This window comes from Pseudomonas sp. Z5-35 (assembly GCF_051131945.1).
In the GTDB taxonomy this organism is placed as follows: domain Bacteria; phylum Pseudomonadota; class Gammaproteobacteria; order Pseudomonadales; family Pseudomonadaceae; genus Aquipseudomonas; species Aquipseudomonas marvdashtae.
Window position 1 is genome coordinate 5,089,044 of the sequence record NZ_CP071640.1, and the last position, 25,893, is coordinate 5,114,936.

Annotated in this window: 18 protein-coding genes; 3 read left to right on the forward strand and 15 right to left on the reverse strand. The window is 61.8% G+C overall.

The annotated features are described in order from the left end of the window. Positions 1-11: 11 nt before the first annotated feature. Entirely contained in the window at positions 12-914 is a 903-nt protein-coding gene (locus J3P95_RS23250; protein ID WP_434579535.1) for a LysR substrate-binding domain-containing protein, read from the reverse strand. A gap of 176 nt (positions 915-1,090) precedes the next feature. Here J3P95_RS23250 and J3P95_RS23255 point away from each other — a divergent pair, with 176 nt between their 5' ends. Then, positions 1,091-2,308 carry an MFS transporter gene (locus J3P95_RS23255; RefSeq protein ID WP_434563945.1) on the forward strand — a complete coding sequence of 406 codons (1,218 nt, stop codon included), beginning with the start codon at positions 1,091-1,093 and terminating at the stop codon, positions 2,306-2,308. A gap of 45 nt (positions 2,309-2,353) precedes the next feature. Here J3P95_RS23255 and hemE read toward each other — a convergent pair whose 3' ends face one another. The 11 genes from hemE to J3P95_RS23310 all read right to left on the reverse strand — a co-directional run bounded on the left by hemE (position 2,354) and on the right by J3P95_RS23310 (position 18,112). Next, on the reverse strand, positions 2,354-3,421 hold the full coding sequence (gene hemE, locus J3P95_RS23260) for a uroporphyrinogen decarboxylase (RefSeq protein ID WP_434559055.1): 1,068 nt from the start codon (positions 3,419-3,421) through the stop codon (positions 2,354-2,356). Between the two features lie 137 nt (positions 3,422-3,558). Then, a complete protein-coding gene (locus J3P95_RS23265) occupies positions 3,559-4,977 on the reverse strand; it encodes an FAD-dependent oxidoreductase (protein WP_434559057.1) in 1,419 nt (472 codons plus the stop codon). Positions 4,978-5,104: 127 nt separating this feature from the next. Beyond that, a complete protein-coding gene (gltB, locus tag J3P95_RS23270; protein ID WP_434579534.1) occupies positions 5,105-9,553 on the reverse strand; it encodes a glutamate synthase large subunit in 4,449 nt (1,482 codons plus the stop codon). Positions 9,554-9,903: 350 nt separating this feature from the next. Continuing rightward, positions 9,904-11,469 (reverse strand): AAA family ATPase, encoded by a 1,566-nt coding sequence (locus J3P95_RS23275; RefSeq protein WP_434559061.1) that lies wholly within the window; start codon positions 11,467-11,469, stop codon positions 9,904-9,906. 10 nt (positions 11,470-11,479) lie between these two features. Then, positions 11,480-12,580 carry a 3-dehydroquinate synthase gene (gene aroB, locus J3P95_RS23280; RefSeq protein WP_434579533.1) on the reverse strand — a complete coding sequence of 367 codons (1,101 nt, stop codon included), beginning with the start codon at positions 12,578-12,580 and terminating at the stop codon, positions 11,480-11,482. Positions 12,581-12,728: 148 nt separating this feature from the next. Next, positions 12,729-13,247 (reverse strand): shikimate kinase AroK, encoded by a 519-nt coding sequence (gene aroK, locus J3P95_RS23285; protein ID WP_186611754.1) that lies wholly within the window; start codon positions 13,245-13,247, stop codon positions 12,729-12,731. A 4-nt stretch (positions 13,248-13,251) separates the two neighbouring features. Further along, positions 13,252-15,324: a type IV pilus secretin PilQ gene (gene pilQ, locus J3P95_RS23290; RefSeq protein ID WP_434579532.1), complete on the reverse strand. Its 2,073-nt coding sequence runs from the start codon at positions 15,322-15,324 to the stop codon at positions 13,252-13,254. A gap of 13 nt (positions 15,325-15,337) precedes the next feature. After that, on the reverse strand, positions 15,338-15,865 hold the full coding sequence (locus tag J3P95_RS23295) for a pilus assembly protein PilP (protein WP_434559067.1): 528 nt from the start codon (positions 15,863-15,865) through the stop codon (positions 15,338-15,340). Then, positions 15,862-16,485: a type 4a pilus biogenesis protein PilO gene (gene pilO / locus J3P95_RS23300; RefSeq protein ID WP_186611751.1), complete on the reverse strand. Its 624-nt coding sequence runs from the start codon at positions 16,483-16,485 to the stop codon at positions 15,862-15,864. The genes J3P95_RS23295 and pilO overlap by 4 nt, the downstream gene beginning before the upstream one ends. Beyond that, a complete protein-coding gene (locus tag J3P95_RS23305; RefSeq protein ID WP_434559069.1) occupies positions 16,482-17,048 on the reverse strand; it encodes a PilN domain-containing protein in 567 nt (188 codons plus the stop codon). The genes pilO and J3P95_RS23305 overlap by 4 nt, the downstream gene beginning before the upstream one ends. Beyond that, the gene (locus tag J3P95_RS23310) at positions 17,048-18,112 is read right to left on the reverse strand and encodes a pilus assembly protein PilM (protein ID WP_434559071.1); all 1,065 of its coding nucleotides are present in this window, start codon (positions 18,110-18,112) and stop codon (positions 17,048-17,050) included. The genes J3P95_RS23305 and J3P95_RS23310 overlap by 1 nt, the downstream gene beginning before the upstream one ends. Before the next feature lie 207 nt (positions 18,113-18,319). On the opposite strand from J3P95_RS23310, the gene J3P95_RS23315 reads away from it, so the two are divergent. After that, complete coding sequence (locus tag J3P95_RS23315; RefSeq protein WP_434581142.1) at positions 18,320-20,764, forward strand: penicillin-binding protein 1A; 2,445 nt, start codon at positions 18,320-18,322, stop codon at positions 20,762-20,764. Positions 20,765-20,913: 149 nt separating this feature from the next. Here J3P95_RS23315 and J3P95_RS23320 read toward each other — a convergent pair whose 3' ends face one another. The 3 genes from J3P95_RS23320 to rpmE form a co-directional block, all read right to left on the reverse strand. Next, complete coding sequence (locus J3P95_RS23320; protein WP_434579531.1) at positions 20,914-22,182, reverse strand: malic enzyme-like NAD(P)-binding protein; 1,269 nt, start codon at positions 22,180-22,182, stop codon at positions 20,914-20,916. 185 nt (positions 22,183-22,367) lie between these two features. Continuing rightward, the gene (locus J3P95_RS23325) at positions 22,368-23,150 is read right to left on the reverse strand and encodes a thermonuclease family protein (protein ID WP_434579530.1); all 783 of its coding nucleotides are present in this window, start codon (positions 23,148-23,150) and stop codon (positions 22,368-22,370) included. Positions 23,151-23,191: 41 nt separating this feature from the next. Beyond that, the gene (rpmE, locus tag J3P95_RS23330; RefSeq protein ID WP_434559076.1) at positions 23,192-23,416 is read right to left on the reverse strand and encodes a 50S ribosomal protein L31; all 225 of its coding nucleotides are present in this window, start codon (positions 23,414-23,416) and stop codon (positions 23,192-23,194) included. A 169-nt stretch (positions 23,417-23,585) separates the two neighbouring features. Here rpmE and J3P95_RS23335 point away from each other — a divergent pair, with 169 nt between their 5' ends. Beyond that, the gene (locus J3P95_RS23335; protein ID WP_434579529.1) at positions 23,586-25,805 is read left to right on the forward strand and encodes a primosomal protein N'; all 2,220 of its coding nucleotides are present in this window, start codon (positions 23,586-23,588) and stop codon (positions 25,803-25,805) included. Positions 25,806-25,893 lie beyond the last annotated feature (88 nt).

The following is a 25,893-nucleotide window of genomic DNA, read 5'->3' on the forward strand; positions in this document are numbered from 1 at the left end:
CCGCGCTGACGCTAACCACTCGATAACTCCACCCCATCGGTCAACAACGCCACAAACGCCGCCGCCATCGGCGAACGCTGGTCCTTGCGCTTCACGAGCCACACCGCCGACACCGCCGCCGGGTCGAGCAGCGGGCGATAGACCACCCCATCGATACGCATGCGTTGGTAGGACGCCGGCAATACCGAGACGCCCAGCCCCGCCGCGACCAAGCCAATGATGGTCATGGCTTCGCCGGCTTCCTGGGCGAAATGCGGGCTGAAACCGGCATCGCGGGCCAGGCTCAGGAGTTGCGCATAGAGGCCGCTGCCGTAGCTGCGGGGGAAAAACACGAACGGCTCCTGGGCCAATTCCGAGAGGAACAGGCCCTCTTCGCTGCCTTGGGCCAGGGGATGTTTGGAACTGAGCACGGCCACCAGCGGTTCGCGGCTCAGTTCGATTTTGCTCAAGGAATCGGGCAGCGGTAATGGGCGCATGATGCCGACCTCGATTACCTCGTCCAACAACGCATCGGCCACCTGGGTGCTGCTCATTTCCCGCAGGTTCAGGTGCACGGTCGGAAAGCGCTGGCGAAACGTAAAAATCGCTTGAGGAATGGTGGAGTTGAATGGCGCCGAGGAGGTGAAACCGATCTTCAGTTCTCCCAGCTCGCCCAATTGGGCGCGGCGAGCCACGTCGGTGGCTTTATCGACTTGGGCCAGAACCTGCCGTGCCTCCTCGAGGAACAACCGCCCGGCCTGGCTTAATTCGACCCGGCGATTGGTGCGTTCGAACAGCCGGGCGCCAATCTCTTGTTCCAACGCCTGGATCTGTTGGCTCAAGGGTGGCTGGGAGATGCCCAAGGCCAGCGCGGCGCGGCCGAAATGCAGTTCTTCGGCCACGGCAATGAAGTAACGCAGGTGACGCAGTTCCATCGGCTTTCCAATAGGTCGTTAAACGTCTTAAACAGGTCGAACAATATATTGGATAGAAACATTGGCCGGCTATATGCTTTTTCCATCGCCTGCTAGGCCGTGCTCCACCGAGGTCCACCGTGAAAATCGCTCTCGCTCCTTTAGCCCATGAAATCCCGCCCCGCGCGCAGGATGAGATGGCTGCTGAATTGAAAGACATCTACATCGAGAAAGGCACGCCGATGTTCATGCGCACGGTGCTGGCGCTGTTCTGCGGTGGCTTTGCGACCTTCGCCCTGCTGTATTGCGTGCAGCCGATGATGCCGCTGTTGTCCAAGGAGTTTTCCATCAACGCGGCGCAGAGCAGCCTGATCCTGTCGGTGGCGACCGGCCTGCTCGCCATCGGTCTGTTGATCACCGGCCCGATTTCCGACCGCATCGGCCGCAAATCGGTGATGGTCGCGGCGCTGTTCGCGGCATCGGTGTGCACGATTGCCAGTGCGATGATGCCGACCTGGCAAGGCGTGCTGGTGCTACGCGCCTTGGTCGGGTTGTCGTTGAGCGGTTTGGCGGCAGTGGCGATGACCTACCTGAGCGAAGAAATCCATCCCAAGCACATCGGCCTGGCGATGGGGCTGTACATCGCTGGCAACGCCATCGGCGGCATGTGCGGTCGCCTGATCACCGGGGTCTTGATCGACTTCGTCAGTTGGCACACCGCGATGCTGGTGATCGGCGGCCTGGCGTTGATCGCGGCGGCGGTGTTCTGGCGGATTCTTCCCGAGTCACGCAACTTCCGTCCCCGTTCGCTGCATCCACGCAGCCTGCTTGAGGGTTTCACCCTGCACTTTCGCGACGCCGGGTTGCCGCTGCTGTTCCTCGAAGCCTTCGTGCTGATGGGCGCATTCGTTACGCTGTTCAACTACATCGGCTACCGCCTGCTGGCCGAGCCTTATCATCTGGATCAAGCCTTCGTCGGGTTGCTGTCGGTGGTGTACCTGTCGGGCATCTACAGCTCGGCAAAAATCGGCGCACTGGCGGACAGACTCGGCCGTCGCAAAATGCTCTGGGTTACCATCGCGCTGATGCTGGTCGGCCTCGTGCTGAGCATGGCCACGCCGCTGTGGCTGGTGATCCTGGGCATGCTGGTGTTCACCTTCGGTTTCTTCGGCGCGCACTCGGTGGCCAGCAGCTGGATCGGCCGCCGGGCCCTGAAGGCCAAGGGGCAGGCTTCGTCGTTGTACCTGTTCAGCTATTACGCCGGTTCGAGTATTGCCGGTACGGCGGGTGGCGTGGCCTGGCACCTGGGGGGATGGAACGGAACCGGGTTGTTCATCGGATCATTACTGGTGATCGCGCTGCTGATCGCGCTGAAGCTCGCCAAGTTGCCGCCGCTGGGTGACTTGAAAGCCTGACGCAAGAACAGTGGCGGGAGCGAGCGGGCTCGCTCCCGTGCTGAGTCAGTCGTGAAATTGCGCCGACAACTCATGCACCGCCCGCAGGAAAGCCCCGGCGTGTTCCGGGTCGACTTCCGGGGTGATCCCGTGACCGAGGTTGAAGACGTGACCGCTACCCTTGCCGTAACTGGCGAGGATGCGTCCGACTTCAGCGCGAATGGCTTCAGGCTTGGCGTAGAGCACGGTCGGGTCCATGTTGCCTTGCAGCGCAACCTTGTGGCCCACGCGCTCGCGGGCGTTGCCGATGTCGCAGGTCCAGTCCAGGCCCAAGGCGTCGGCGCCGGCCTCGGCGATGCTTTCCAGCCACAGGCCGCCGTTCTTGGTGAACAGGATCACGGGGACTTTGCGACCTTCGTGCTCGCGGATCAGGCCACTGACGATTTTGCGCATGTAGGCCAGGGAAAACGCCTGGTACGCCGCCGCCGACAGGTTGCCGCCCCAGGTATCGAAGATCTGCACCGCTTGCGCGCCAGCCAGGATCTGGCCGTTGAGGTAGGACGTGACCGACTGGGCCAGCTTGTCCAGCAACAGGTGCATGGCTTGGGGGTTGTCGTAGAGCATCGCCTTGGTCTTGCGGAAATCTTTCGACGAGCCACCTTCGACCATGTAGGTCGCGAGCGTCCACGGGCTGCCGGAGAAACCGATCAGCGGCACCCGACCGTTGAGTTCACGGCGAATGGTGCTGACCGCGTCCATGACATAGCCCAGGTCTTTCTGCGGATCGGGAATCGGCAGCGCTTCGATATCGGCCAGGGTGCTGACGACTTTCTTGAAGCGCGGGCCTTCGCCGGTCTCGAAGTACAGGCCTTGGCCCATGGCGTCGGGGATGGTGAGGATGTCGGAGAACAGGATCGCCGCGTCCAACTGCGGGTAGCGATCCAGCGGCTGCATCGTGACTTCGCAGGCGAACTGAGGATTCATGCACAAGCTCATGAAGTCACCGGCCTTGGCGCGGCTGGCGCGGTACTCCGGCAGGTAGCGACCGGCCTGACGCATCATCCATACGGGGGTGACGTCTACAGGTTGCTTGAGCAGGGCGCGAAGGAAACGGTCGTTCTTCAGGGCAGTCATGTCGGCATCCGGAAAAAAAGTGCGGGCATGGTCTCAAAAGACAGCGGCAAGCGGCAAGCGGCAAGCTACAAGCCGCAAGTTAAAAGCAGGATTGGTCTTTCTTGCGGCTTGCAGCTTGAAACTTGCAGCTAACGTCGCTAGACGTTCAGGTAATCCAGGATCCCTTCAGCCGCGGTACGGCCTTCGAAGATCGCCGTCACCACCAGGTCGGAACCCCGGACCATGTCGCCGCCGGCGAAGATCTTCGGGTTGCTGGTCTGGTGCTTGTACTGGCCTTGTTCCGGGGCGACGACGCGGCCCTGGCTGTCGGTCTGGATGCTGAATTGCTCGAACCATGGCGCCGGGCTTGGACGGAAGCCGAAAGCGATGACCACGGCGTCGGCCGGGATGATCTCTTCGGAGCCAGGGATCGGCTCGGGACTACGGCGACCACGGGCGTCCGGCTCGCCGAGACGGGTCTCGACTACCTTCACGCCTTCGACCTTGTCTTCGCCGACAATCGCAATCGGCTGGCGGTTGTAGAGGAATCTCACGCCTTCTTCCTTGGCGTTCTTCACCTCTTTGCGCGAGCCCGGCATGTTCGCTTCGTCACGACGGTAGGCGCAGGTCACCGACTTGGCCCCCTGGCGAATCGACGTACGGTTGCAGTCCATCGCCGTATCGCCACCGCCGAGCACCACGACCTTCTTGCCTTTCATGTCGACGAAATCTTCCGGCGACTTTTCAAAGCCCAGGTTGCGGTTGACGTTGGCGATCAGGAAGTCCAGCGCGTCGTAGACGCCCGGCAGGTCCTCGCCGGCAAAGCCGCCCTTCATGTAGGTGTAGGTGCCCATGCCCATGAATACCGCATCGTATTCTTCGAGCAGTTGCTCCATGGTCACGTCCTTGCCCACCTCGGTGTTCAGCCGGAACTCGATGCCCATGCCGGTGAAGACTTCGCGACGATTGCTCAGCACGCTCTTTTCCAGCTTGAACTCGGGGATGCCGAAGGTCAGCAGCCCGCCGATTTCCGGGTTCTTGTCGAACACCACCGGGGTCACGCCGCCGCGCACCAGCACGTCCGCACAGCCCAGGCCCGCCGGGCCTGCGCCGATGATCGCGACGCGCTTGCCGGTCGGCTTGACCTTGGACATGTCCGGGCGCCAGCCCATGGCGAACGCGGTGTCGGTGATGTACTTCTCCACCGAACCGATGGTCACCGCGCCGAAACCGTCGTTGAGGGTGCAGGCACCTTCACACAGACGATCCTGCGGGCACACCCGGCCGCAGACTTCCGGCAGGGTGTTGGTCTGGTGGGACAGCTCGGCGGCCTGGAGGATGTTGCCCTCGGCCACCAGTTTCAACCAGTTGGGAATGAAGTTGTGCACCGGGCACTTCCATTCGCAGTACGGGTTACCGCAACCCAGGCAGCGGTGGGCCTGGTCGGCCGACTGCTGGGGTTTGAAAGGCTCGTAGATCTCCACGAACTCTTTCTTGCGTTGACGCAACAGTTTCTTCTTCGGATCCTTGCGCCCGACATCGATGAACTGGAAGTCGTTATTCAGACGTTCGGTCATTCTTCAAAACCTCATACACGACAGCTTCAAGCTCCAAGCTTCAAGCTGCAAGACAATCACGGTGGCAGGCACAACGCGCACTGCTGTTAACTTGCGGCTTGGAGCTTGCCGCTTGCTGCTGCGTCGTTTACTGCGGACTCGCACGAGTACTTGAAAGCAGAGACTTCAAATTAGCCGCCTTGGGCTTGACCAGCCAGAAACGACGCAAGTAGTCATCGAGGTTTTCGGCGAGTTCACGACCCCACTCGCTGTCGGTCTCCTCGACATACTCGTTCAGCACGCGCTGCAGGTGGCTGCGATACGCTTCCATCGCTTCGCCGCTGATCCGCTGGATTTCCACCAGTTCGTGGTTGACCCGGTCAACGAAGGTGTTGTCCTGGTCGAGCACATAGGCGAAACCGCCGGTCATGCCGGAGCCAAAGTTGTAACCGGTCTTGCCCAGGACGCAGACAAAACCACCGGTCATGTACTCGCAACAGTGATCGCCGGTGCCTTCCACCACGGTGTGGGCCCCGGAGTTACGCACGGCGAAACGCTCGCCCGCGGTGCCAGCGGCAAACAACTTGCCGCCCGTGGCGCCATACAGGCAGGTGTTGCCGATGATCGCACTGTCCTGGGTCCGGTAGACACTGCCCTTGGGCGGAACGATGACCAGCTTGCCGCCGGTCATGCCCTTGCCCACATAGTCGTTCGCGTCACCTTCCAAGTACATGGTCAGGCCGCCGGCGTTCCAGACGCCGAAGCTTTGCCCGGCCGTGCCCTTGAAGCGGAACGTGATCGGCGCCTGGGCCATGCCCTGGTTGCCGTGCTTGCGAGCGATTTCACCGGAGATACGCGCACCGATGGAGCGGTCGCAATTACAGATGTTCAGCTCAAACTCGGCACCGCTCATGTCGTTGATCGCCGAAGCGGCCATGTCGACCATCTTCTCGGCCAGCTCGCCCTTGTCGAACGGCGGGTTGCGATCAACCTGGCAGAACTGTGGCTTGTCCGCAGGAATGAGGTCGCTGCCCAGCAATGGAGTCAGGTCCAAGTGTTGCTGCTTGGCGGTCTGGCCTTCGATCACTTCGAGCAGATCGGTACGGCCGATCAGCTCTTCCAGCGAGCGCACGCCCAGCTTCGCGAGCCACTCACGGGTCTCTTCGGCCACGTAAGTGAAGAAATTCACCACCATGTCGACAGTGCCGATGTAGTGATCCTTGCGCAGCTTCTCGTTCTGGGTCGCCACGCCGGTGGCGCAGTTGTTCAGGTGGCAGATGCGCAGGTATTTGCAGCCCAGGGCAATCATCGGCGCAGTGCCGAAGCCGAAGCTTTCGGCGCCGAGAATCGCGGCCTTGATCACGTCGAGGCCGGTTTTCAGGCCGCCGTCGGTCTGCACCCGAACCTTGCCGCGCAGGTCGTTGCCGCGCAGGGTCTGGTGAGTTTCCGCCAGGCCCAGTTCCCACGGCGCGCCAGCGTACTTGATCGAGGTCAGCGGCGATGCGCCGGTGCCGCCGTCGTAGCCGGAAATGGTGATCAGGTCGGCATAGGCTTTCGCCACGCCCGCGGCAATGGTGCCCACGCCAGCTTCCGCCACCAGTTTCACCGAGACCAGCGCCTTCGGGTTCACCTGCTTGAGGTCGAAGATCAGTTGCGACAAGTCTTCGATCGAGTAGATGTCATGGTGCGGCGGCGGTGAGATCAGGGTCACGCCGGGCACCGCATAACGCAGCTTGGCGATCAGGCCGTTGACCTTGCCGCCAGGCAATTGGCCGCCCTCACCGGGCTTGGCGCCCTGGGCCACCTTGATCTGCAACACTTCGGCGTTGACCAGGTATTCGGGCGTCACACCGAAGCGGCCGGTCGCCACTTGCTTGATTTTCGAACTCTTGATGGTGCCGTAGCGCGCCGGGTCTTCGCCGCCTTCGCCCGAGTTGGAGCGCGCACCGAGGCGGTTCATGGCTTCGGCCAGGGCTTCGTGGGCTTCCGGGGACAAGGCGCCAAGGGAAATACCGGCCGAATCGAAGCGCTTGAGCACCGATTCCAGCGGCTCTACTTCGCTGATGTCCAGCGGCGTGTCGAGGGTCTTGACCTTGAGCAAGTCGCGGATCATCGACACCGGACGGTTGTCCACCAGCGCGGTGTATTCCTTGAACTTGCTGTAGTCGCCCTGTTGCACGGCGGCCTGCAAGGTGTTGACCACGTCCGGGTTGTACGCGTGGTATTCGCCACCGTGGACGAATTTCAGCAAACCACCCTGCTGGATCGGCTTGCGCGGGCTCCAGGCTTCGGCGGCCAAGGCCTTCTGTTCGGCTTCGATGTCGACGAAGCGCGCGCCCTTGATGCGGCTCGGCACGCCACGGAAACTCAGCTCGCAGACTTCTTCGGACAGGCCGATGGCCTCGAACAGTTGCGCGCCACGGTACGAGGCGATGGTCGAGATACCCATCTTCGAGAGGATCTTGAGCAGGCCCTTGGTGATGCCCTTGCGGTAGTTCTTGAATACCTCGTAGAGGTCGCCCAGCACTTCACCGGTACGGATCAGGTCGCCCAGCACTTCGTAGGCCAGGAACGGATAGACCGCCGAGGCGCCGAAACCGATCAGCACCGCAAAATGATGCGGATCGCGAGCCGTGGCGGTTTCCACCAGGATGTTCGAATCGCAGCGCAGGCCCTTTTCGGTCAGGCGATGGTGCACCGCGCCGGTGGCCAGCGAGGCGTGGATCGGCAGCTTGCCCGCAGCGATATGACGGTCGGTCAGCACGATCTGGGTGCGACCGGCGCGCGCGGCTTCTTCAGCCTGATCGGCAACGTTTCGGATCGCCGCTTCCAGACCGATGCTTTCGTCGTAGTTCAGGTCGATGACCTGGCGCTCGAAGCCCGGGCGATCGAGGTTGGTCAGCGAGCGCCACTTGGCCGGGGAAATGACCGGCGAGCTGAGGATCACGCGCGAAGCGTGTTCCGGCGACTCCTGGAAGATGTTGCGTTCTGCGCCGAGGCAGATTTCCAGCGACATCACGATCGCTTCGCGCAGCGGGTCGATCGGCGGGTTGGTGACCTGCGCGAACTGCTGGCGGAAATAGTCGTACGGCGTGCGCACGCGCTGCGACAGCACCGCCATCGGCGTGTCGTCGCCCATGGAGCCGACCGCTTCGTAGCCTTGCTCACCCAGCGGACGCAGCACCTGGTCACGCTCTTCGAACGTCACCTGGTACATCTTCATGTACTGCTTGAGCTGATCGACGTCGTAGAAAGCCGAACCGTGGTCGTTGTCTTCCATGGTCGCCTGGATACGCAGGGCGTTCTTGCGCAGCCATTGCTTGTACGGGTGACGGGACTTGAGACGGTTGTCGATGGCGTCGGTGTCGAGGATCTGGCCGGTTTCGGTGTCCACGGCGAAGATCTGGCCCGGGCCCACGCGGCCCTTGGCGATGACGTCTTCGGGCTGGTAGTTCCAGACGCCGATTTCCGAGGCCAGGGTAATGAAGCCGTTGGTGGTGGTTACCCAGCGTGCCGGACGCAAGCCGTTACGGTCGAGCAGGCACACCGCGTAGCGACCGTCGGTCATGACGATACCGGCCGGGCCGTCCCACGGTTCCATGTGCATGGAGTTGTATTCGTAGAAGGCGCGCAGGTCCGGATCCATGGTCTCGACGTTCTGCCAGGCTGGCGGAACGAGCATGCGCACGCCACGGAACAGGTCGATGCCGCCGGTCACCATCAGTTCGAGCATGTTGTCCATGCTCGAGGAGTCAGAACCCACGCGGTTGACCAGCGGGCCGAGCTCTTCGAGATCCGGCATCAAGTCGTTGGCGAACTTGGTGCGACGGGCCAGGGCCCAGTTGCGGTTGCCGGTGATGGTGTTGATCTCGCCGTTGTGGGCAAGGAAGCGGAAAGGCTGGGCCAACGGCCATTTCGGCAGGGTGTTGGTGGAGAAGCGCTGGTGGAACACGCAGATCGCGGTCTTCAGGCGCTCGTCGCTCAGGTCCGGATAGAAGGCGGTGAGGTCCGCCGGCATCATCAGGCCTTTATAAATGATGGTCTTGTGGGAAAAGCTGCAGATGTAGTGGTCGGTGTCGGCAGCGTTGGCCACGGACGAACGACGACGGGAGCTGAACAGCTTGATCGACATTTCCTGGTCGCTCAGGCCTTCGCCGGCGATGAACACCTGTTCGATCTGCGGCAGGCGCTCCAGGGCCAGGCGGCCGAGGACGCTGGTGTCGATTGGCACTTTGCGCCAGCCGACCAGTTGCAGGCCGGCGGCCAGGATCTCACGATTCATGTTTTCGCGAGCCGCCTCAGCCTTCACCGGGTCCTGGTTGAAGAACACCATGCCCACGGCGTACTGCTTGGGCAGGGTCACGCCAAACGTTTCCTGGGCTACGGTACGCAGGAACTCATCGGGCTTTTGAATCAGCAAGCCACAACCGTCACCGGTCTTGCCGTCGGCGTTGATCCCGCCACGGTGGGTCATGCAGGTCAGGGCCTCAATGGCCGTTTGCAAAAGGGTATGGCTGGGCTCGCCCTGCATATGGGCTATCAGGCCGAAACCGCAGTTATCCTTGAATTCATCTGGTTGGTACAGACCTGCTTTCATAGACACTTTCTCACCAGGCTGCCTCTATTCGAGGCAAATTTCTTTTCAATTCAACCAGTTGCATGCCGCGCCGAACGTACGCCAGCTTTGCGGGGGCAAAAGGGAGGTCATTGTACACACCGACACAGGGGCTCACAAATTTGACGACGAACTGTCGCAAATCCATGTCGCATTTGTGAAAGGTTTAAAGCTATATGCTGTGCTAGTCAAAACTTTTTTGGGTTCGACCGCTACGACTCAAACGCTACTGTGACGCAGACACCACAAGGCGCGCGGCCTGAAAGGTCGCTCGCCGTTGCGGAAATTTTGAGGTTGCCGGGAGAGGCGGCCTGGGTAAGGCCGCCGAATCATCAGCGAGTTGCTGCCAGTTCCTGTTGGACGCTGGCGACAGTGCGAGGCCAAGGTTTACCAGCCTGAACCTTCGCTGGCAAGGCCTTGATGGCGGAAACGGCTGCGTCACGGTTGGCAAAGCTGCCGTAGGTGATGACGTAAAGCGGCTTGCCGTTGAGCACTTTCTTGAAGTAACGGTACTCGCCGCCCTGCTCCTTGACGAAACTCTGCGCAGCAGTTTCGGAGCTGGTGCCGAGGATCTGCACCACATAGTTGCCCGGCGCCTGGCCGGCATACCAGCTACCGCCGGCGGCTTTGGCCGGAGTGGCGGCAGGCTTGGCTGCCGGGGCCGGAACCGGAGCAGGCTTGGCGGTCGCCAGCTGAGTCGGCGCCGGGGTCGGCTTGGCGGCGGGAGCTGGGGTCGGCGTCGGCGCTGGCCCTGCAGGCACACCGGCAGGTGGCGCGGTGGTGGTCACGGTAGGCGGCACGTCGCTGGTGTCTTCGATCGGCGGCGGTGCGCCGTCGTCGCCTTCGGTTATTCCGCCAGCCGCTTCAGCCAGGGGACCGCGCATGACCGGCTGCGACTGCCCGACCAGCGGCAGCGGCATTGGCTGCGTGTTGCCGGCAAATTCCACCGCCGGGGCGCCGGCACCTGCGTTGGGTTGCGGCGTGCCCTGACCGAGAGGCAGCTGTGCCTGTTCGTTGGCAGGTGCGCCGGTAGTGGGTGCCTTGTTGCGACCTGGCATCAGCCAGGCGGCAGCGACCGCGACCACGACTACGGCGGAAATCGCCAATACGTGTTTCTTCGGCATGTTGAACCCCATACTTGGACGCTTCACCGCTGAGCGGCTGGCGATCATGATTTCGATCAGAGCATCTCGGGCCACCTGGTTGATGTTGCCAGGCCAGCCGTCGGAGCTTTCGTGAATCTCAGAGATCTGATCCGCGGTGAAAAGTTCGATACCCCGGCCCGCGCCTTCAAGACGCTGTGCCAGGTATTCGCGGGTTTCTTCTTCGGTGTACGGCGCCAGTTCGATGACGTGGAAACGCTCTTCCTCAAGTTCCAGTTGGTCCAGGACAGCGATCAACGACGACTCGCCAAACAGGAACACGTGAGGGCGTCCTTCCGGCGCACCGGCGGCGAGGGCCAGCAAAGCTTCCAAGGCAGATTCGTCGAGTTGTTCGGCATCATCCACCAGGAGATAGACTTCCTGACCGGTCAGCGCCAATTGCACGATCTGGTCGAGAATCGCGCCAATCTCCGCCTGGGCGACATTCAGCGCCTGGGCCACTTGACGCAGTACACCCGCCGCATCGCCCGCGCCACGGGCCGACACCACCACGCTTTGCACCGACTGTTTGTTGGTACTGGCCACCAGCGCCTGGCGCAGCAAAGTCTTGCCGCTGCCCTGGGGGCCGGTGACGACCAACAGCAACTGGCTATAGCGCGCCAAGTGGTGCAACTGGCCCAGCACCGGCTTGCGTTGGGCCGGGAAGAACTTGAAGCCCGGAACCCGAGGAGCAAATGGGTCATGACTTAACTGGAAGTGGCCGAGGAAAGCCTCGTCGGCATGCAAACTAGTCATCGAAATCTTCTTAACCTTTAAGCTGAGCCAGGGCGCGGTAGTCCGCTCCCAGCGTGGCCTGTAGAACCTCTTTCGGATAATCGTCGGTCACCACCGCTTCGCCCATGTGGCGCAGCAGCACCAGACGCAGACGACCGTCGATCACTTTTTTGTCGATTGCCATGTGTTCAAGAAAATCCGCCTCGGTCATTTCTTCGGGCGGAACGACCGGCAGCCCGGCGCGTTGGAACAGCCGAATCCCACGATCACGCTCCTGCTCGCTGATCCAGCCCAGGCGCGCAGACATCTCCAGGGCCATGACCGTCCCCGCGGCAACGGCCTCGCCATGCAGCCAGACGCCATAACCCATATGGGTTTCGATGGCATGGCCGAAGGTGTGGCCCAGGTTGAGCGTGGCACGCACGCCCGACTCGCGCTCATCGGCGCCAACCACCGCAGCCTTGGCTGCGCAGGAACGCTCGATGGCGTAGGTGAGCGCCGTTTGATCCAGCGCATGCAGGCGATCTACGTTGTCTTCGAGCCACCCCAGGAATGGCTCGTCACAGATCAGCCCGTACTTGATGACTTCCGCCAACCCGGCGGACAGCTCGCGCGCCGGCAAGGACTTGAGCGTGGCGGTGTCGACCAGCACCACGTTGGGCTGATAGAACGCACCCACCATGTTCTTGCCCAGCGGATGGTTGATCCCGGTCTTGCCACCGACCGAGGAGTCGACCTGGGAAAGCAGCGTGGTAGGAATCTGGATGAAATCCACACCGCGCTGATAGCACGCCGCGGCAAACCCTGCCATGTCACCGATCACGCCGCCACCCAGGGCGACCACGGTGGTGCGGCGATCATGCCGCGCGGTCAGCAGCCCGTCGAAAATAAGTTGCAGGGTTTCCCACGTCTTGAAGGCCTCACCGTCAGGCAACACGACGGAAATGACCGAAAAAGCCGACAGGCTGCGAGTCAGGCGTTCCAGATACAAAGGGGCGACGGTTTCATTGGTGATGATCGCCACTTGCCGCCCAGCGATGTGCGGCGCCAGCAGTTCTGGCTGGTCCAGCAAGCCTTCGCCAATGTGAATCGGGTAGCTGCGCTCGCCCAGATCGACCTTAAGTGTCTGCATGTGTCCCCACAGTGAAGATGAAATCAGGCGTCCTGCCTGCAATTAACGAAAGTCCTTGGTGCCTGCCATGGCGCCAGTTAATGGCCATCCGCCACGCCCCAGTAGGGCTTGGACGGGATGCCGAGGATAGCGCATTTCGCGCGGCGCATTAACGGGGGGGCAATTGTTGGAGGCGCTCCAGAATTTCCAGCACCACCATCCGTGGCGGACGCTCATCGGTTTCGATGACCAGATCGGCTATTTCCCGGTACAGCGGGTCACGCACCTCCAGCAGGTCCCGCAAGGTCCTGGCCGGGTCGGCGGTACGCAACAGCGGGCGGTTGCGATCACGGGCGGTGCGGCCGACCTGCTGTTCAACGGATGCATGCAGATAGACCACTCGTCCGCCGGCATGCAGCGCCCGACGATTGGCTTCGCGCATCACCGCGCCGCCGCCGGTGGCCAGCACCACGCCTTCGAAACCACACAGCTCGGCAATCATCGCCTGCTCGCGGTCGCGAAAGCCCGGCTCGCCTTCCTTATCGAAGATCCACGGGATATTGGCACCCGTGCGCAATTCAATTTCCTTGTCGGAATCTTTGAATGGCAGGCGCAGCTCTTTGGCCAGCAGACGGCCGATGGTGCTTTTTCCAGCCCCCATCGGTCCAACAAGAATCAAATTTCGCACAGAATCAACGACTCACAGCAATCGCCTGGTTGTTCATGATACGCGGAGTGAGAAACACCAGCAGCTCGGATTTTTTCTCCGAAACCACATCACGCCGGAAAAGGCGGCCAAGATACGGCACATCGCCAAGAAATGGCACCTTATCTACGACCTTGCTCTGAGTATTTGAGAAAACCCCGCCGATCACAATGGTCTCGCCATCATTGACCAGCACCTTGGCGTTGACCTCGTTTTTCTTGATGGGCGGTACATCCTGGACCTTGTTCAAGTAGTCCGGCTCATCCTTGGTGACCTTGACCTCCATGATGATTCGGTTGTCCGGGGTGATCTGCGGCGTGACTTCCAGCGATAGCGAGGCTTCCTTGAACGACACCGAGGTGGCGCCGCTGGAGCTGGCTTCCTGGTAAGGGATTTCGGTGCCCTTGAGGATTTTCGCGGTCTCCTTGTCGGAGGTCACCACTTTGGGCTGGGAGACGATTTCCCCATTGCCGGTTTTTTCCATCGCCGTCAGCTCCAGGTCCAGCAACACGTTGTCGGTGATGAACGCGATACCGATTCCCGAAGTATTGCCTGACGCGCCCAGGTCGACGAATGGCTGGTTGGTGCTGGTGCTGCCCGGCGTGCCAATGGTGGTGGAGTCACCGGTGGAGACGCCGGAAGAATTCCAGTTGCCCTTGTTCTGGATCGAGCCGCCCCAACGCACGCCCAGGCTTTTGTCGTAATCGACGTTGGCCTCGACGATTCGCGCCTCGATCATCACTTGGCGCACCGGAATATCCAGCTGCGCCACGATCCGGCGCAGCTCGTCGAGCCGGTCCTGGGTCTGGTAGGCAATGATGTTGTTGGTCCGCTCATCGACCGTGATCGTGCCACGCTCGTCAGCCTTCGCCTCGGCACTGGTCACCGACTGGAACAGCTTGGCAATGTCGGCCGCCTTCGCATAGTTGACCTGCAACAGCTCGCGCCGCAGCGGCGCCAGGTCGGCAATCTGCTTCTGGGATTCCAGCTCCTGGCGCTCGCGTGCTGCAATCTCATCCGCTGGCGCCACCAGCAGCACATTGCCAACCATGCGCTTGTCCAGCCCCTTGGTCTTGAGCACAAGGTCCAACGCTTGGTCCCAAGGTACGTTCTGCAAGCGCAGGGTGATCCCGCCCTGCACCGTGTCGCTGGCCACCAGGTTCAGATTGGTGAAGTCGGCGATCAACTGCAGTACCGAGCGCACTTCAATGTCCTGGAAGTTGAGGGACAACTTTTCGCCGTTATAGGCGGCACGATCGGTGTTGCGTTTTTGCAGGTCCTCGACGCTCATTGGCCGGACACTGACGGTCAGCTTGTTGTCGGTCTGGTAGGTCGAATAGTCGAACGTGCCGCTGGGCTCGATGCTGATGGTGGCGCGGTCGGCGCCAGCACTGGCATTGACGAATTGCACCGGGGTGGCGAAGTCCTTGACGTCCAGGCGCACCCGCAACGGTTCGGGCAACTGCGTCCTGGCAAAATTGAGGATGATCTTGCCTTCGCGCTCCTGGATGTCGGGAGCGATGGATGGGTCCGACAGGTCGATCACTACATTGCCTTCACCCTGGGTGCCACGCTGGAAATCCACCCCCCTGATGGCTTTGCCCACCGGGGCGCTGGCCCTGGCGGGCGCAGGGCTGGCGATTGCCGGGCGCGGGGGTTGCGCGGAGGACCTGGCAGCCGCGCCCTTGCCGACCACCACGAACAGGTTGTTACCCTCGATTCGCGTGTCATAAGGCGCCAATTGCGTAAGACCGATGATCAACCGGGTTCGCTCACCCGCCTCTACCACCGTGGCGCTGCGCGCATTGCCTGCGCCAAGGTCACGGCTCTTGCTGGCTAATTTACTGGTCACGCCAGGCAGGTCCAGCGCGATACGGGCCGGTTGTTCGGTGGTATAGCCTCGCGGCGTCGGAGGTGGCCCGTCGAAGGTGAGCTTCAGCTCGATACGGTCACCCGGCAGCGTCGCGACGTCGAGCGTCTTCAGGCTGGCCCCATGAACCATCGGCGACAGCAGCGCTATCCATAGCGAAATACCGAGGGCTGGAAAAATCCTGTTCATTGTTCGAATTCCACTATGAGTGCTCTTTCAAAGGAATGGTCCGCGGCCGCTCCAGCCAGGCACCTTCGCCGTCCGGAACGATTTCGACCACATCGACCTGGGTGGCGCTGATGGCGACGATCCGTCCGTCGTTGCGCCCCAGATAGTCACCGACCTTCAACCGATGCACCCCACCCGCGCCGCGCAAGAGCGCAAATGAGCCACTGGCATTGGAGATCGTCCCGACCATTTCAAACTGCTCGATGTTGAAGCCTTCCAGGTATTGCTTGGCTCGATTAGGGTCGGGCCGCACGTTGCGCGAGCCCTGTTGCCGGCCGGCCTGGTCCACGCGCACCTGCTGGGAGAATGGGCTACGCAGATTGGCGGCGCTGTAGGTAAAGGTTTCGTTAGGCCTGAAGGTCGGCGTGGGTTCTATCTTGCCGGGCGGGCGCAGGCGCACCTCGTTCATGTAGGCGTCCAGGTCGCTGAAGCCGTCGCCGTTGTTGCATCCAGCCAACGCGAGTAACCCGACCAGCAGGCTGATGCGACAGGTCGACCTCATGGCTGGGCCTCCTGCTCGTTGTACCGGTAGGTCTTGGCCTGGATGCTCATGCGCAGCTTCGCCCCTGCTTCGGGCTCCATCGGTGCGATTTCGAAATCGTGCAGGGTGACGATCCGGGGCAATCCGGCCACACCGCTGACGAAAGTCGCCAGGTCATGGTAGCCGCCCGTCACGGTGATCTGGATCGGCAACTCGATGTAGAACGGCTGGGTGACTTCCGGCAACAGCTTGATTTCCTCGAACTCCAGGCCGCTGCCCAGGCCCGTGCGAGTGATATCTTCCAACAGGCCGGGCACCTCGGTATCACTGGGCAGTTGCCGCAACAGCACGCCGAAGGACGTCTCCATCTGCTTCATCTGTTCGGTGTAGCGCTCCAGGTTCGCCGCCATGTGGGCCTTGCCCGCAAATTGCGCCTTGAGGGTATTTTCTTCCTCGCGCACCTGCTGCAGCTGGGTTTGCAGGTCGCTCAAAGCAAAGTTATAGCCCAGTCCCAGCACCAGGATGACCAACAAGATGCCGGCCAGCCACTTGACCGCCATGGGCCACGAACCGACGTTGTTGGTATCCAGGTCGCTGATGTCGATCTTGCGCAGCGCGTCCAGCCACTCCCCCGGCTTCATTGGGCGTCCTCCGCATCGGCCGGGCGGGTCTGGCGAACCGTCAGCTGGAAAACGTTCGCCTGGTCAAGCTGGCCTGCCGTGGTGGCCTTGACTTCCGTCAGGCTGGGCGCGTCGAACAGGTCCGATGAGTCCAGGTTGCGCATCAGGTCCGAGACGCGGTTGTTGGACTGCGCCGCGCCCTTGATGGAGAGCGTGCCCTCCTCCATCTTTACCTCGGTGAAATACACGCCGTCCGGCAAGGTCCGCGCCAGCTGGTCGAAAATGCGTGCGCTGACCGGTCGGTTACCTTGCAAGTCCTGGATGATGCGCATGCGCTCCAGCAGTTGCTGCCGACGAGCCTTGAGCTCGCTGATCTGCTGGATGCGTTCGTCGAGTATCGCAATCTGCCCGGTGATGTGGCCGTTACGCGCCGTTTGATAGTCGATGGCACTGTTCAGGTACTGCACCGCAATCAGCGTCAGCCCTACCGCGCCGACCAGCGCTCCCACCAGCGCCAGTAAAAAGCGTTTGCGACGCTCTTCGCGCAGCTCTTCGCGCCAGGGTAGAAGGTTGATCCGCGCCATCAGTCAAAACTCCTGAGGGCCAGCCCGCAGGCGATCATCAGCGCCGGCGCGTCACTGGCCAGGGCGCCCGCATTGACCTTGCTGCTCAAGGCCATGTTGGTGAACGGGTTGGCCACTTGGGTCGGTGTGCCCAAGCGCTGTTCGATCAGCCGATCCAGGCCCGCAACCGACGCCGTGCCACCGGCCAGCAGAATGTGATCCACCGCGCTGTACTGGCCCGAAGCGAAGAAGAACTGCAAGGAGCGCGACACCTGCTGGACCAGCGCTTCGCGAAACGGTTGCAGCACCTCGCTGAGATAGTCGTCCGGCAAGCCGCCCTGTTTTTTCGCCTGGCCGGCCTGCTCGGGGGTCAGGCCATAGCGGCGCTGGATCTCCTCGGTCAGCTGGCGACCACCAAACAGTTGTTCCCGGGTATAAATGATGCGGCCATTGTGTAGCACGCTGAGCGTGGTCATCGTGGCACCGATGTCGATCACCGCCACGGTCAGGCGCTCCTGGGACGCGGCCAGCTGCGTGGCGAGCAGGCCAAAGGCGCGCTCCAGCGCGTAGGCTTCCACGTCAACCACGCGAGCGGTCAGCCCGGCGAGCGCCAATGCGGCCTCGCGAACCTCGACGTTTTCCTTGCGACACGCCGCCAGCAGCACTTCGACCCGCTCGGTACTGCGGGGCGATGCACCCACCACTTCGAAATCGATCGCCACCTCATCCAAGGGATAAGGGATGTACTGGTCGGCTTCGATCTTGAGCTGGTTTTCCATGTCGTCGTCGGACAGCCCGGCGTCCATCTCGATGGTCTTGGTGATGACCGCCGAACCCGCAACGGCCACCGCCACGTTGCGCAAGGGCGTCTTGGCCTTGGCCAGGACCCGCGATAGCGCCTGTCCCACGCCCTCGAGCTCGGCAATGTTCTTTTCAACCACTGCGTTGGCCGGCAACGGTTCGACCGCATACGACTCGACGCGGTAACGGTCCCCCTGGCGACTCAATTCGAGCAGCTTCACCGACGTCGAGCTGATGTCGATCCCCAGAAGCGCATGGGCTTTTTTATTGAAGAGTCGTAGCACTACCAATTCCCTATGACTATCCGTGAGTTACGGACTCTCTAATATGCGTTGCGTTCAATCCCCCCGGTCCGATGGACGTCCGGATGGCGTTTCCAACGAAAAAAAATGCTTATAATGCCCAGCGTTTTTTTCGCTTTGTTGCAAGCACGGGTCCTTCCCTGCACCTGGCGCCTTTTTCATTCTTTGCCTGGATATCCAAAAGCCTTGATTCGTCTGCTGAAATTTTTCGGATGGTCCATCGTCGCCGTTTTCTGCGGACTGCTCCTGGGTCTGAGCGGTGCGTTTCTTTACCTTAGTCCGGGATTGCCGTCCGTGGAGGCGCTGAGAAGTATTCAGTTGCAGATTCCTTTGCGGGTGTACAGCAGCGACAACAAGTTGATCGCCGAATTTGGCGAAATGCGCCGCACGCCGATCCGTTTCGCCGACATTCCCCCCAATTTCATCAATGCGTTACTAAGTGCTGAAGACGACAACTTCGCCAATCACTATGGTGTCGATCCAGGCAGCCTGATGCGCGCGGCCAGCCAATTGATCAAGAGTGGTCATATCCAGTCGGGCGGCAGCACCATCACCATGCAGGTGGCCAAGAACTTCTTCTTGACCAGCGAGCGCAGCTTTTCGCGCAAGACCACCGAGATTCTCCTGGCCTTGCAAATCGAGCGGCAGCTGACCAAGGACGAAATCCTCGAGCTGTACGTGAACAAGATTTACCTGGGCAACCGCGCCTACGGCATCGAGGCGGCGGCGCAGGTGTATTACGGCAAGTCGATTCGCGACGTCAGCCTGGCGCAGATGGCGATGATCGCCGGCCTGCCCAAGGCACCGTCGCGTTTCAATCCCCTGGCCAACCCGGCACGAAGCAAAGAGCGCCGCGACTGGATCCTGGGGCGCATGTACAAGCTCGGAAAAATCAGCGAAGCCGACTACACCGCCGCGATCAACGAGCCGTTGAACGCCAGCTATCACGTGCCGACCCCTGAAGTGAACGCCCCGTACATCGCCGAAATGGCCCGGGCCGAGATGGTCGGGCGCTATGGCAGCGACGCCTACACCGAAGGTTTTCGCGTGACCACCACGGTACCGAGCAATCTGCAGGAAATGGCCAATACCGCGCTGCATGAAGGCCTGATGTCTTATGACCAGCGCCACGGCTACCGGGGTCCTGAATCGCGCCTGCCGGGCAAGACCAAGGAAGCCTGGGCCCTTGAGCTGACCAAGCAACGCACCATCAGCAGCCTGGAACCGGCCATTGTCACCCAAGTGGACAAGGACGGCATCAAGGTGCTGACGCGCAATGGCCAATCGGAAGAGCACGTGGCCTGGGACACCATGAAATGGGCCCGCCAGTTCCTCAATACCAACAGCATGGGGGCCAATCCTCGCCAGCCCTCGGACGTTGCCCAGGTCGGCGATCTGATCCGGGTGCAGCGACAGCTGGACAACGCCCTTAAATTCAGCCAGATTCCCGCCGCCCAAGGCGCGCTGGTGTCGTTGGATCCGCAGAACGGCGCCATCCGCTCCCTGGTGGGCGGCTTTGCCTTCGAGCAGAGCAACTACAACCGTGCGTTGCAGGCCAAGCGTCAACCCGGCTCGAGTTTCAAGCCGTTCGTCTACAGCGCCGCACTGGATAACGGCTACACCGCCGCCAGCCTGGTCAACGACGCGCCAATCGTGTTTGTCGACGAGTATCTGGACAAGGTATGGCGTCCGAAGAACGATACCAACACTTTCCTCGGGCCGATTCGCCTGCGCGAAGCCCTGTACAAGTCGCGTAACCTGGTATCGATCCGCCTGTTGCAGGCGCTGGGCGTGGACCGCACCATCGACTACATCAGCAAGTTCGGCTTCAACAAGCAGGACCTGCCACGCAACCTGTCCCTGGCCCTAGGCACCGCGACCCTGACCCCAATGGAAATCGCCACGGGCTGGAGCACGTTCGCCAATGGCGGCTACAAGATCACCCCTTACATCATCGACAAAATCGAAAGCCGCAATGGCGACACGCTGTTTGTCGCCAATCCGCCACGGGTGCCCTCCGGCGAAGAGGCCAGCGAGGGTGTCGCGGCGCCGCCCACCGAGACGTTCACGGTCAACCCGGTGGCAGGCGAAGCCACCAGCGCCCCCGCTGCTCCCCAAGCGCCAGCCATCGCCGAGCGCATTGTTGACGGCCGTACCACCTACATCCTCAACAGCATGCTGCAGGACGTCATCAAGCTCGGCACCGGTCGCCGCGCCCTGGCGCTGGGTCGTACCGACCTGGCAGGCAAGACCGGGACCACAAACGAATCCAAGGATGCCTGGTTCTCCGGCTACAACGCCGATTACGTCACCACCGTCTGGACCGGTTTCGACCAGCCGGAAAGCCTGGGTCGCCGCGAGTTTGGCGGCACTGTGGCGCTGCCGATCTGGATGACCTACATGGGCGCCGCCCTCAAGGACAAACCGCCCCACACCCAACCGGAGCCGGAAGGCATCCTCAGCCTGCGGGTCGACCCAATCAGCGGCCGCGCCGCTACGCCAGGCACACCAGGGGCGTACTTCGAGCTGTTCAAGAGCGAAGACACGCCGCCGTCGGCCAACGAGCTGGGCAACGGTGTAGCACCAGGCAGCCCGCTGCCGGCGGATGAAGCCGCGCCAATCGATTTGTTCTAGGAAAGCAGCGGTAAGCTTCAAGCTGCAAGCTTCAAGTTAAGGGCAAGAGCAAGAGCAGTACGTGCTGCTTTTAACTTGCCGCTTGAAGCTTGAAGCCCATAAAAAAACCCTGGCTGTTCAGGCCAGGGTTTTTTATGGGCGGGCTGCCGTTAACCGTTGAACACGTCATCCACGCTCTTGAGCGGGTAGTTCCTCGGATACGGCAGGGTGGCCACGCCAGTCTCGATGGCGGCCTTGGCCACGGCGTCGGAGATCAGGGTGATCAGGCGGGCGTCCATTGGTTTCGGAATGATGTACTCACGGCCGAACTCCAGCTTGATGCCGCCGTAGGCGTCGCACACTTCCTGGGGCACCGGCAGCTTGGCCAGTTCGCGCAGGGCGTTGGCGGCCGCGACTTTCATCTCTTCGTTGATGCGCTTGGCGCGAACATCCAGGGCACCACGGAAGATGAATGGGAAGCCCAAGACGTTGTTGACCTGGTTCGGGTAGTCCGAACGGCCGGTGGCCATGATTACGTCATTGCGGGTCGCGTGAGCCAGTTCCGGGGAGATTTCCGGGTCCGGGTTCGAGCAGGCGAACACGATCGGGTTCGGCGCCATGCGCAGCAGGTTTTCCGGGCTCAGCAGGTTCGGACCCGACAGGCCAACGAAAACGTCGGCACCGTCCAGGGCGTCCGCCAGGGAGCGCTTGTCGGTGGCGTGGGCAAACACGGCCTTGTACTGGTTCAGGTCGTCACGGCCGGAGTGGATCACGCCGGTACGGTCGACCATGAAGATGTTTTCGATCCTGGCACCCATGCTCACCAGCAACTTCATGCAGGAGATGGCCGCAGCGCCGGCGCCCAGGCAGACAATCTTGGCTTCTGGCAGGGTCTTGCCGGCGATTTCCAGGGCGTTGATCATGCCGGCCGCGGTCACGATTGCGGTACCGTGCTGATCGTCGTGGAAAACCGGAATGTCGCACTGTTCGATCAGGGCGCGCTCGATCTCAAAGCACTCTGGTGCCTTGATGTCTTCCAGGTTGATGCCACCGAAGGTGATGGAGATACGCTTGACGGTGTCGATGAAGGCTTGTGGGCTTTCGGAGTCGACTTCGATGTCGAACACGTCGATGCCAGCAAAGCGCTTGAACAGCACGCCCTTGCCTTCCATCACAGGCTTGGAGGCCAACGGGCCGAGGTTGCCCAGGCCGAGAATCGCGGTGCCATCGGAAATGACTGCAACCAGGTTGCCCTTGCCGGTGTATTTGTAGGCCAGTTCAGGGTCGCGAGCGATTTCGCGTACTGGTTCGGCTACGCCGGGGCTGTAGGCCAGCGACAGGTCGCGGGCAGTAGCGGTGGCCTTGGTGAGCTCGACACTCAGCTTTCCTGGACGAGGATTAGCGTGATATTCGAGAGCGGCAGTTTTCAGATCAGACATGTGGGCATTCCGCTTTTACTGTGTTGGACAGACGGACCGCCGAGGATACGCGCCTCGCAAAGTCCCTACAAGACTGACCAGTCACTGCTGTCAAGCGCCCTGCCCTACGACTTTGGGCCAAGAGCTACGAAACACAAGGGCTTGATGCATACAATCCAAGACCATTATGTCTACAATTATTTTTCTCAGCGTAATGCCTGCAGCATCGCAGGATCGGTCAATGGCAGCATCCATTGCGCCTGCCCAGGCTTGGCCGCGCCACGCCGGGAGCGATCAACGACCCAACCGCGTGCCTCGATTTTCCGCCCTTCCAGACCCTTGAGGATCGAGGCATCGAAGTTTCGCTGCGCATGGGGTGCGATGTGCAGGACAACCGATCCCTGCAATTGAATCCAGATACCGCCGCGATTGCGCTGCACGCTGGCTACCCGCCCACTGGTCAGTACGAAACCAGGTGCGCTGATCCGCTCCGCTCGCACCACCGGGGACTGCTTCCACAGGCCCAGCCCGGCTTGCCGCGCCTGGCGCTCCGCTGCCTGCTGGCAGCCGACCAGATCGACGTTTGGAGCGACGGCTACGAGGAACCCCAGCCCCTCGGCAATCAATTGCTCCTCCAGGTTTCGGCCTTGGCTGTCATAGACATGAGCAAGCGTGCGCCCATAGTCGTCCCGGTCGTCCTTGCCGGGCAATACCCTGACACGACCGGCACTGGCAGCTACCAAGGCCTCGAGTCGTTGGTGCGCCGCCACGGCAAACGGCTCGTCGGCACGCCCACGCTTTCCCAGCTCCGGGCTGTTGAGGCCAATCATGCGGATACGACGGCCATCCTCAAGGTATAAGGTGTCGCCATCCACCACACGCTGCACCTGCGCCTCAGGCACGCTGGCCTGCAAGGGACAGGACGCCTGGGCACCGCTGAGCCAAATCGCAGCCACAAAAAAGGCGCCCGCAAGGGACGCCTTTTTCATCAGTCTGGACCAGTCGAGAAGACCATCCAAAATGATCAGCCTCAGGCTTTTGGAGCAACTTTGCCGAAAGCACCGAAACGATCGGCGAACTTCTGAACACGGCCGCCGGTATCCAGAGTCTTTTGCTTACCGGTGTAGAACGGGTGGCACTCGTTGCAAACGTCGATCGACAAGGCTTTGCCGTAGGTCGAACGCGTTTCGAACTTGTTGCCGCAGCTGCAGGTTACAGCCACAACTGGGTAGTCCGGATGGATATCGGTTTTCATGGTGTTTTCCTCAGGCTAGCGTGCCGCCACCCAACACTATTGTTGAATACCGCACGTAATTAGGCCGCGGATTCTACCAGACAACATTAATCACGCAAGCTACAACTTGTACCAACCGTCTGCTAGGCTCCCGGCCTTCTTCGCCGCTGCCTAATCGAGAATCCACCGCGTGCCCGACGCCATCCTGCGCCTCGCCCTGCCATCACCCCTGCGCCGCTTGTTCGATTACCGTGCCCCGGCCGGGGTGACGCGCGCCCAGTTGCAACCGGGCATGCGCCTGCGGGTGCCGTTCGGTCGGAGGGAGATGATCGGCATTCTGGTGGAAGTCGCCGATCACAGCGAAGTGCCGGTCGACAAGCTCAAGCCGGCGTTGGCCTTGCTTGATGCTACGGCGCCGCTGCCCGCGTCGTTGTTCAAGCTGTGCCTGTGGACCTCCCAGTATTATCAGCACAGCCTGGGCGACACCCTGAGCTGGGCGCTGCCGGTACTGTTGCGCCAGGGCGAACCGGCCGAAGCGCGCCAGGAACGATTCTGGTCGGCAGCGCCCGGCGCCGCGCTGGACGATCCGCGTATTGCCCGCGCACCGCGCCAGCGCGAGGCCCTGGCGACCCTGGCCCAGCATCCCCACGGCGTGGCGCATCAGCTACTGAGCAAGTTGATGCTCAGTAAAGACAGTCTCGACCTGCTGTTGGCCAAGGGCCTGGTCCAGGTGGAAGTGCGCAAGCACGCCCCGGGCGCACGCCATGAACATTGGCTGGCCCAGCCGGAACTGCCGCTCAACGCCGAACAGCGGGCCGCGTGCGAAGCGATTCGCGCGGGTTTCGATAGTTACCATGCCTTCTTGCTGGCGGGCGTGACCGGCAGCGGCAAGACCGAGGTCTACCTGCAACTGATTCGCGAGACCCTCGAAGGCGGCAAGCAAGCCCTGGTGCTGATCCCGGAAATCAACCTCGGGCCACAAACGCTGGCGCGCTTCGAGCAGCGTTTCAACGCACGGATCGCGCTGGTGCATTCGGCGGTCAACGACCGCGAGCGCCTGGAAGCCTGGCTCGCCGCCCGGGACGGCGAGGCCGACATCATTATCGGCACCCGCTCGGCCCTGTTCACGCCGATGAAAAACCCTGGCCTGATCATCATCGACGAAGAGCACGACGGCTCCTATAAACAGCAGGAAGGCCTGCGCTACCACGCCCGCGACCTGGCACTGGTGCGCGCCCGCCAAGAGAACATCCCGATTGTCCTCGGTTCGGCCACGCCCTCCCTGGAAAGCCTGCACAACGCCTACACCGGTCGCTACGGCCTGCTACGCCTGAACGAACGGGCCGGCGGCGCCAAGCAACCGCGTTTCCTGCGCCTGGACGTCAAGAGTCGTCCGCTGGACAGCGGCATTTCCGGACCGATGCAACAAGCCATCGGCCAGACCCTGGCCGCCGGGCAACAGGTCCTGGTGTTCCTCAACCGTCGGGGGTTCGCCCCGACCCTGCTCTGCCACGACTGCGGTTGGATGTCCGGTTGCGAGCGCTGCGACGCGCGAATGACCGTGCATCAACGCTACGGCGAATTGCGCTGCCACCATTGCGGGCACTCCGAGCGCGTGCCGAGGCACTGTCCGCAGTGCGGGAAAGTGGATCTGCGCCCGGTGGGCGCCGGCACCGAGCGCGCCGAGGAGCGGTTGGGCATCCTCTTCCCCGATTTCCCGGTGCTGCGGGTGGATCGCGACAGCACCTCGCGCAAAGACGCGATGAATCAGTTGTTCGCCACGATCCAGAAGGGCCAGCCATGCATTCTGGTGGGCACGCAAATGCTCGCCAAGGGGCATCACTTCCCACGGGTGACGCTGGTGTCGATCCTCGATGCCGACGGCGGACTGTTTTCCGGGGATTTCCGTGCCAGCGAACGCATGGCGCAGTTGATCGTCCAGGTGGCGGGCCGTGCCGGACGAGCCGAGGAACCGGGCAAGGTCATTATCCAGACCCACTTGGCGGACCATCCGCTGTTGATCCAGTTGACCGAGCAGGGTTATTTTGCCTTTGCCGAACAGGCGTTGAGCGAACGACGCAGCGCCGGGCTGCCGCCCTTTGCACACTTGGCGCTGCTGCGGGCCGAGGCTCACAAACCGGGACAGGCGGAAGGTTTCCTTGACGAAGCGTGCAGCGAGGCAGAGCGCTTGCTGGCGGAGCAAAGCCTCACTGGCATCGAACTATTGGGCCCGGTCCCGGCTCCGATGGAGCGGCGGGCCGGGCGTTATCGCGCCCAGCTTCTGTTGCAAGCCAATGCCCGGGCGCCGCTGCATCGACTGTTGAGTGCCTGGTTGCTGGTGCTGGAGCAACTGCCCAGCGGCCGGGCGGTGCGCTGGTCACTGGATGTGGACCCGGTGGATTTGTATTAGATGGCGATCGCCCGCGTGCGACGAAGCCAGAATAGTCATCACATGGACCCAACCGACCCGCTACAGTTGGCAAGCTCGCCCGCGCCAC

Excerpts from the sequence above, each read along its gene's own strand:
- pilQ (WP_434579532.1), bottom strand. The coding sequence starts at position 15,324 with ATGAACAGGATTTTTCCAGCCCTCGGTATTTCGCTATGGATAGCGCTG.
- J3P95_RS23255 (WP_434563945.1), top strand. The coding sequence starts at position 1,091 with ATGGCTGCTGAATTGAAAGACATCTACATCGAGAAAGGCACGCCGATG.
- J3P95_RS23295 (WP_434559067.1), bottom strand. The coding sequence starts at position 15,865 with ATGAGGTCGACCTGTCGCATCAGCCTGCTGGTCGGGTTACTCGCGTTG.
- hemE (WP_434559055.1), bottom strand. The coding sequence starts at position 3,421 with ATGACTGCCCTGAAGAACGACCGTTTCCTTCGCGCCCTGCTCAAGCAA.
- J3P95_RS23305 (WP_434559069.1), bottom strand. The coding sequence starts at position 17,048 with ATGGCGCGGATCAACCTTCTACCCTGGCGCGAAGAGCTGCGCGAAGAG.
- gltB (WP_434579534.1), bottom strand. The coding sequence starts at position 9,553 with ATGAAAGCAGGTCTGTACCAACCAGATGAATTCAAGGATAACTGCGGT.
- J3P95_RS23275 (WP_434559061.1), bottom strand. The coding sequence starts at position 11,469 with ATGACTAGTTTGCATGCCGACGAGGCTTTCCTCGGCCACTTCCAGTTA.
- aroB (WP_434579533.1), bottom strand. The coding sequence starts at position 12,580 with ATGCAGACACTTAAGGTCGATCTGGGCGAGCGCAGCTACCCGATTCAC.
- pilO (WP_186611751.1), bottom strand. The coding sequence starts at position 16,485 with ATGAAGCCGGGGGAGTGGCTGGACGCGCTGCGCAAGATCGACATCAGC.
- J3P95_RS23320 (WP_434579531.1), bottom strand. The coding sequence starts at position 22,182 with ATGTCTGATCTGAAAACTGCCGCTCTCGAATATCACGCTAATCCTCGT.
- J3P95_RS23325 (WP_434579530.1), bottom strand. The coding sequence starts at position 23,150 with ATGAAAAAGGCGTCCCTTGCGGGCGCCTTTTTTGTGGCTGCGATTTGG.
- rpmE (WP_434559076.1), bottom strand. The coding sequence starts at position 23,416 with ATGAAAACCGATATCCATCCGGACTACCCAGTTGTGGCTGTAACCTGC.
- J3P95_RS23250 (WP_434579535.1), bottom strand. The coding sequence starts at position 914 with ATGGAACTGCGTCACCTGCGTTACTTCATTGCCGTGGCCGAAGAACTG.
- J3P95_RS23265 (WP_434559057.1), bottom strand. The coding sequence starts at position 4,977 with ATGACCGAACGTCTGAATAACGACTTCCAGTTCATCGATGTCGGGCGC.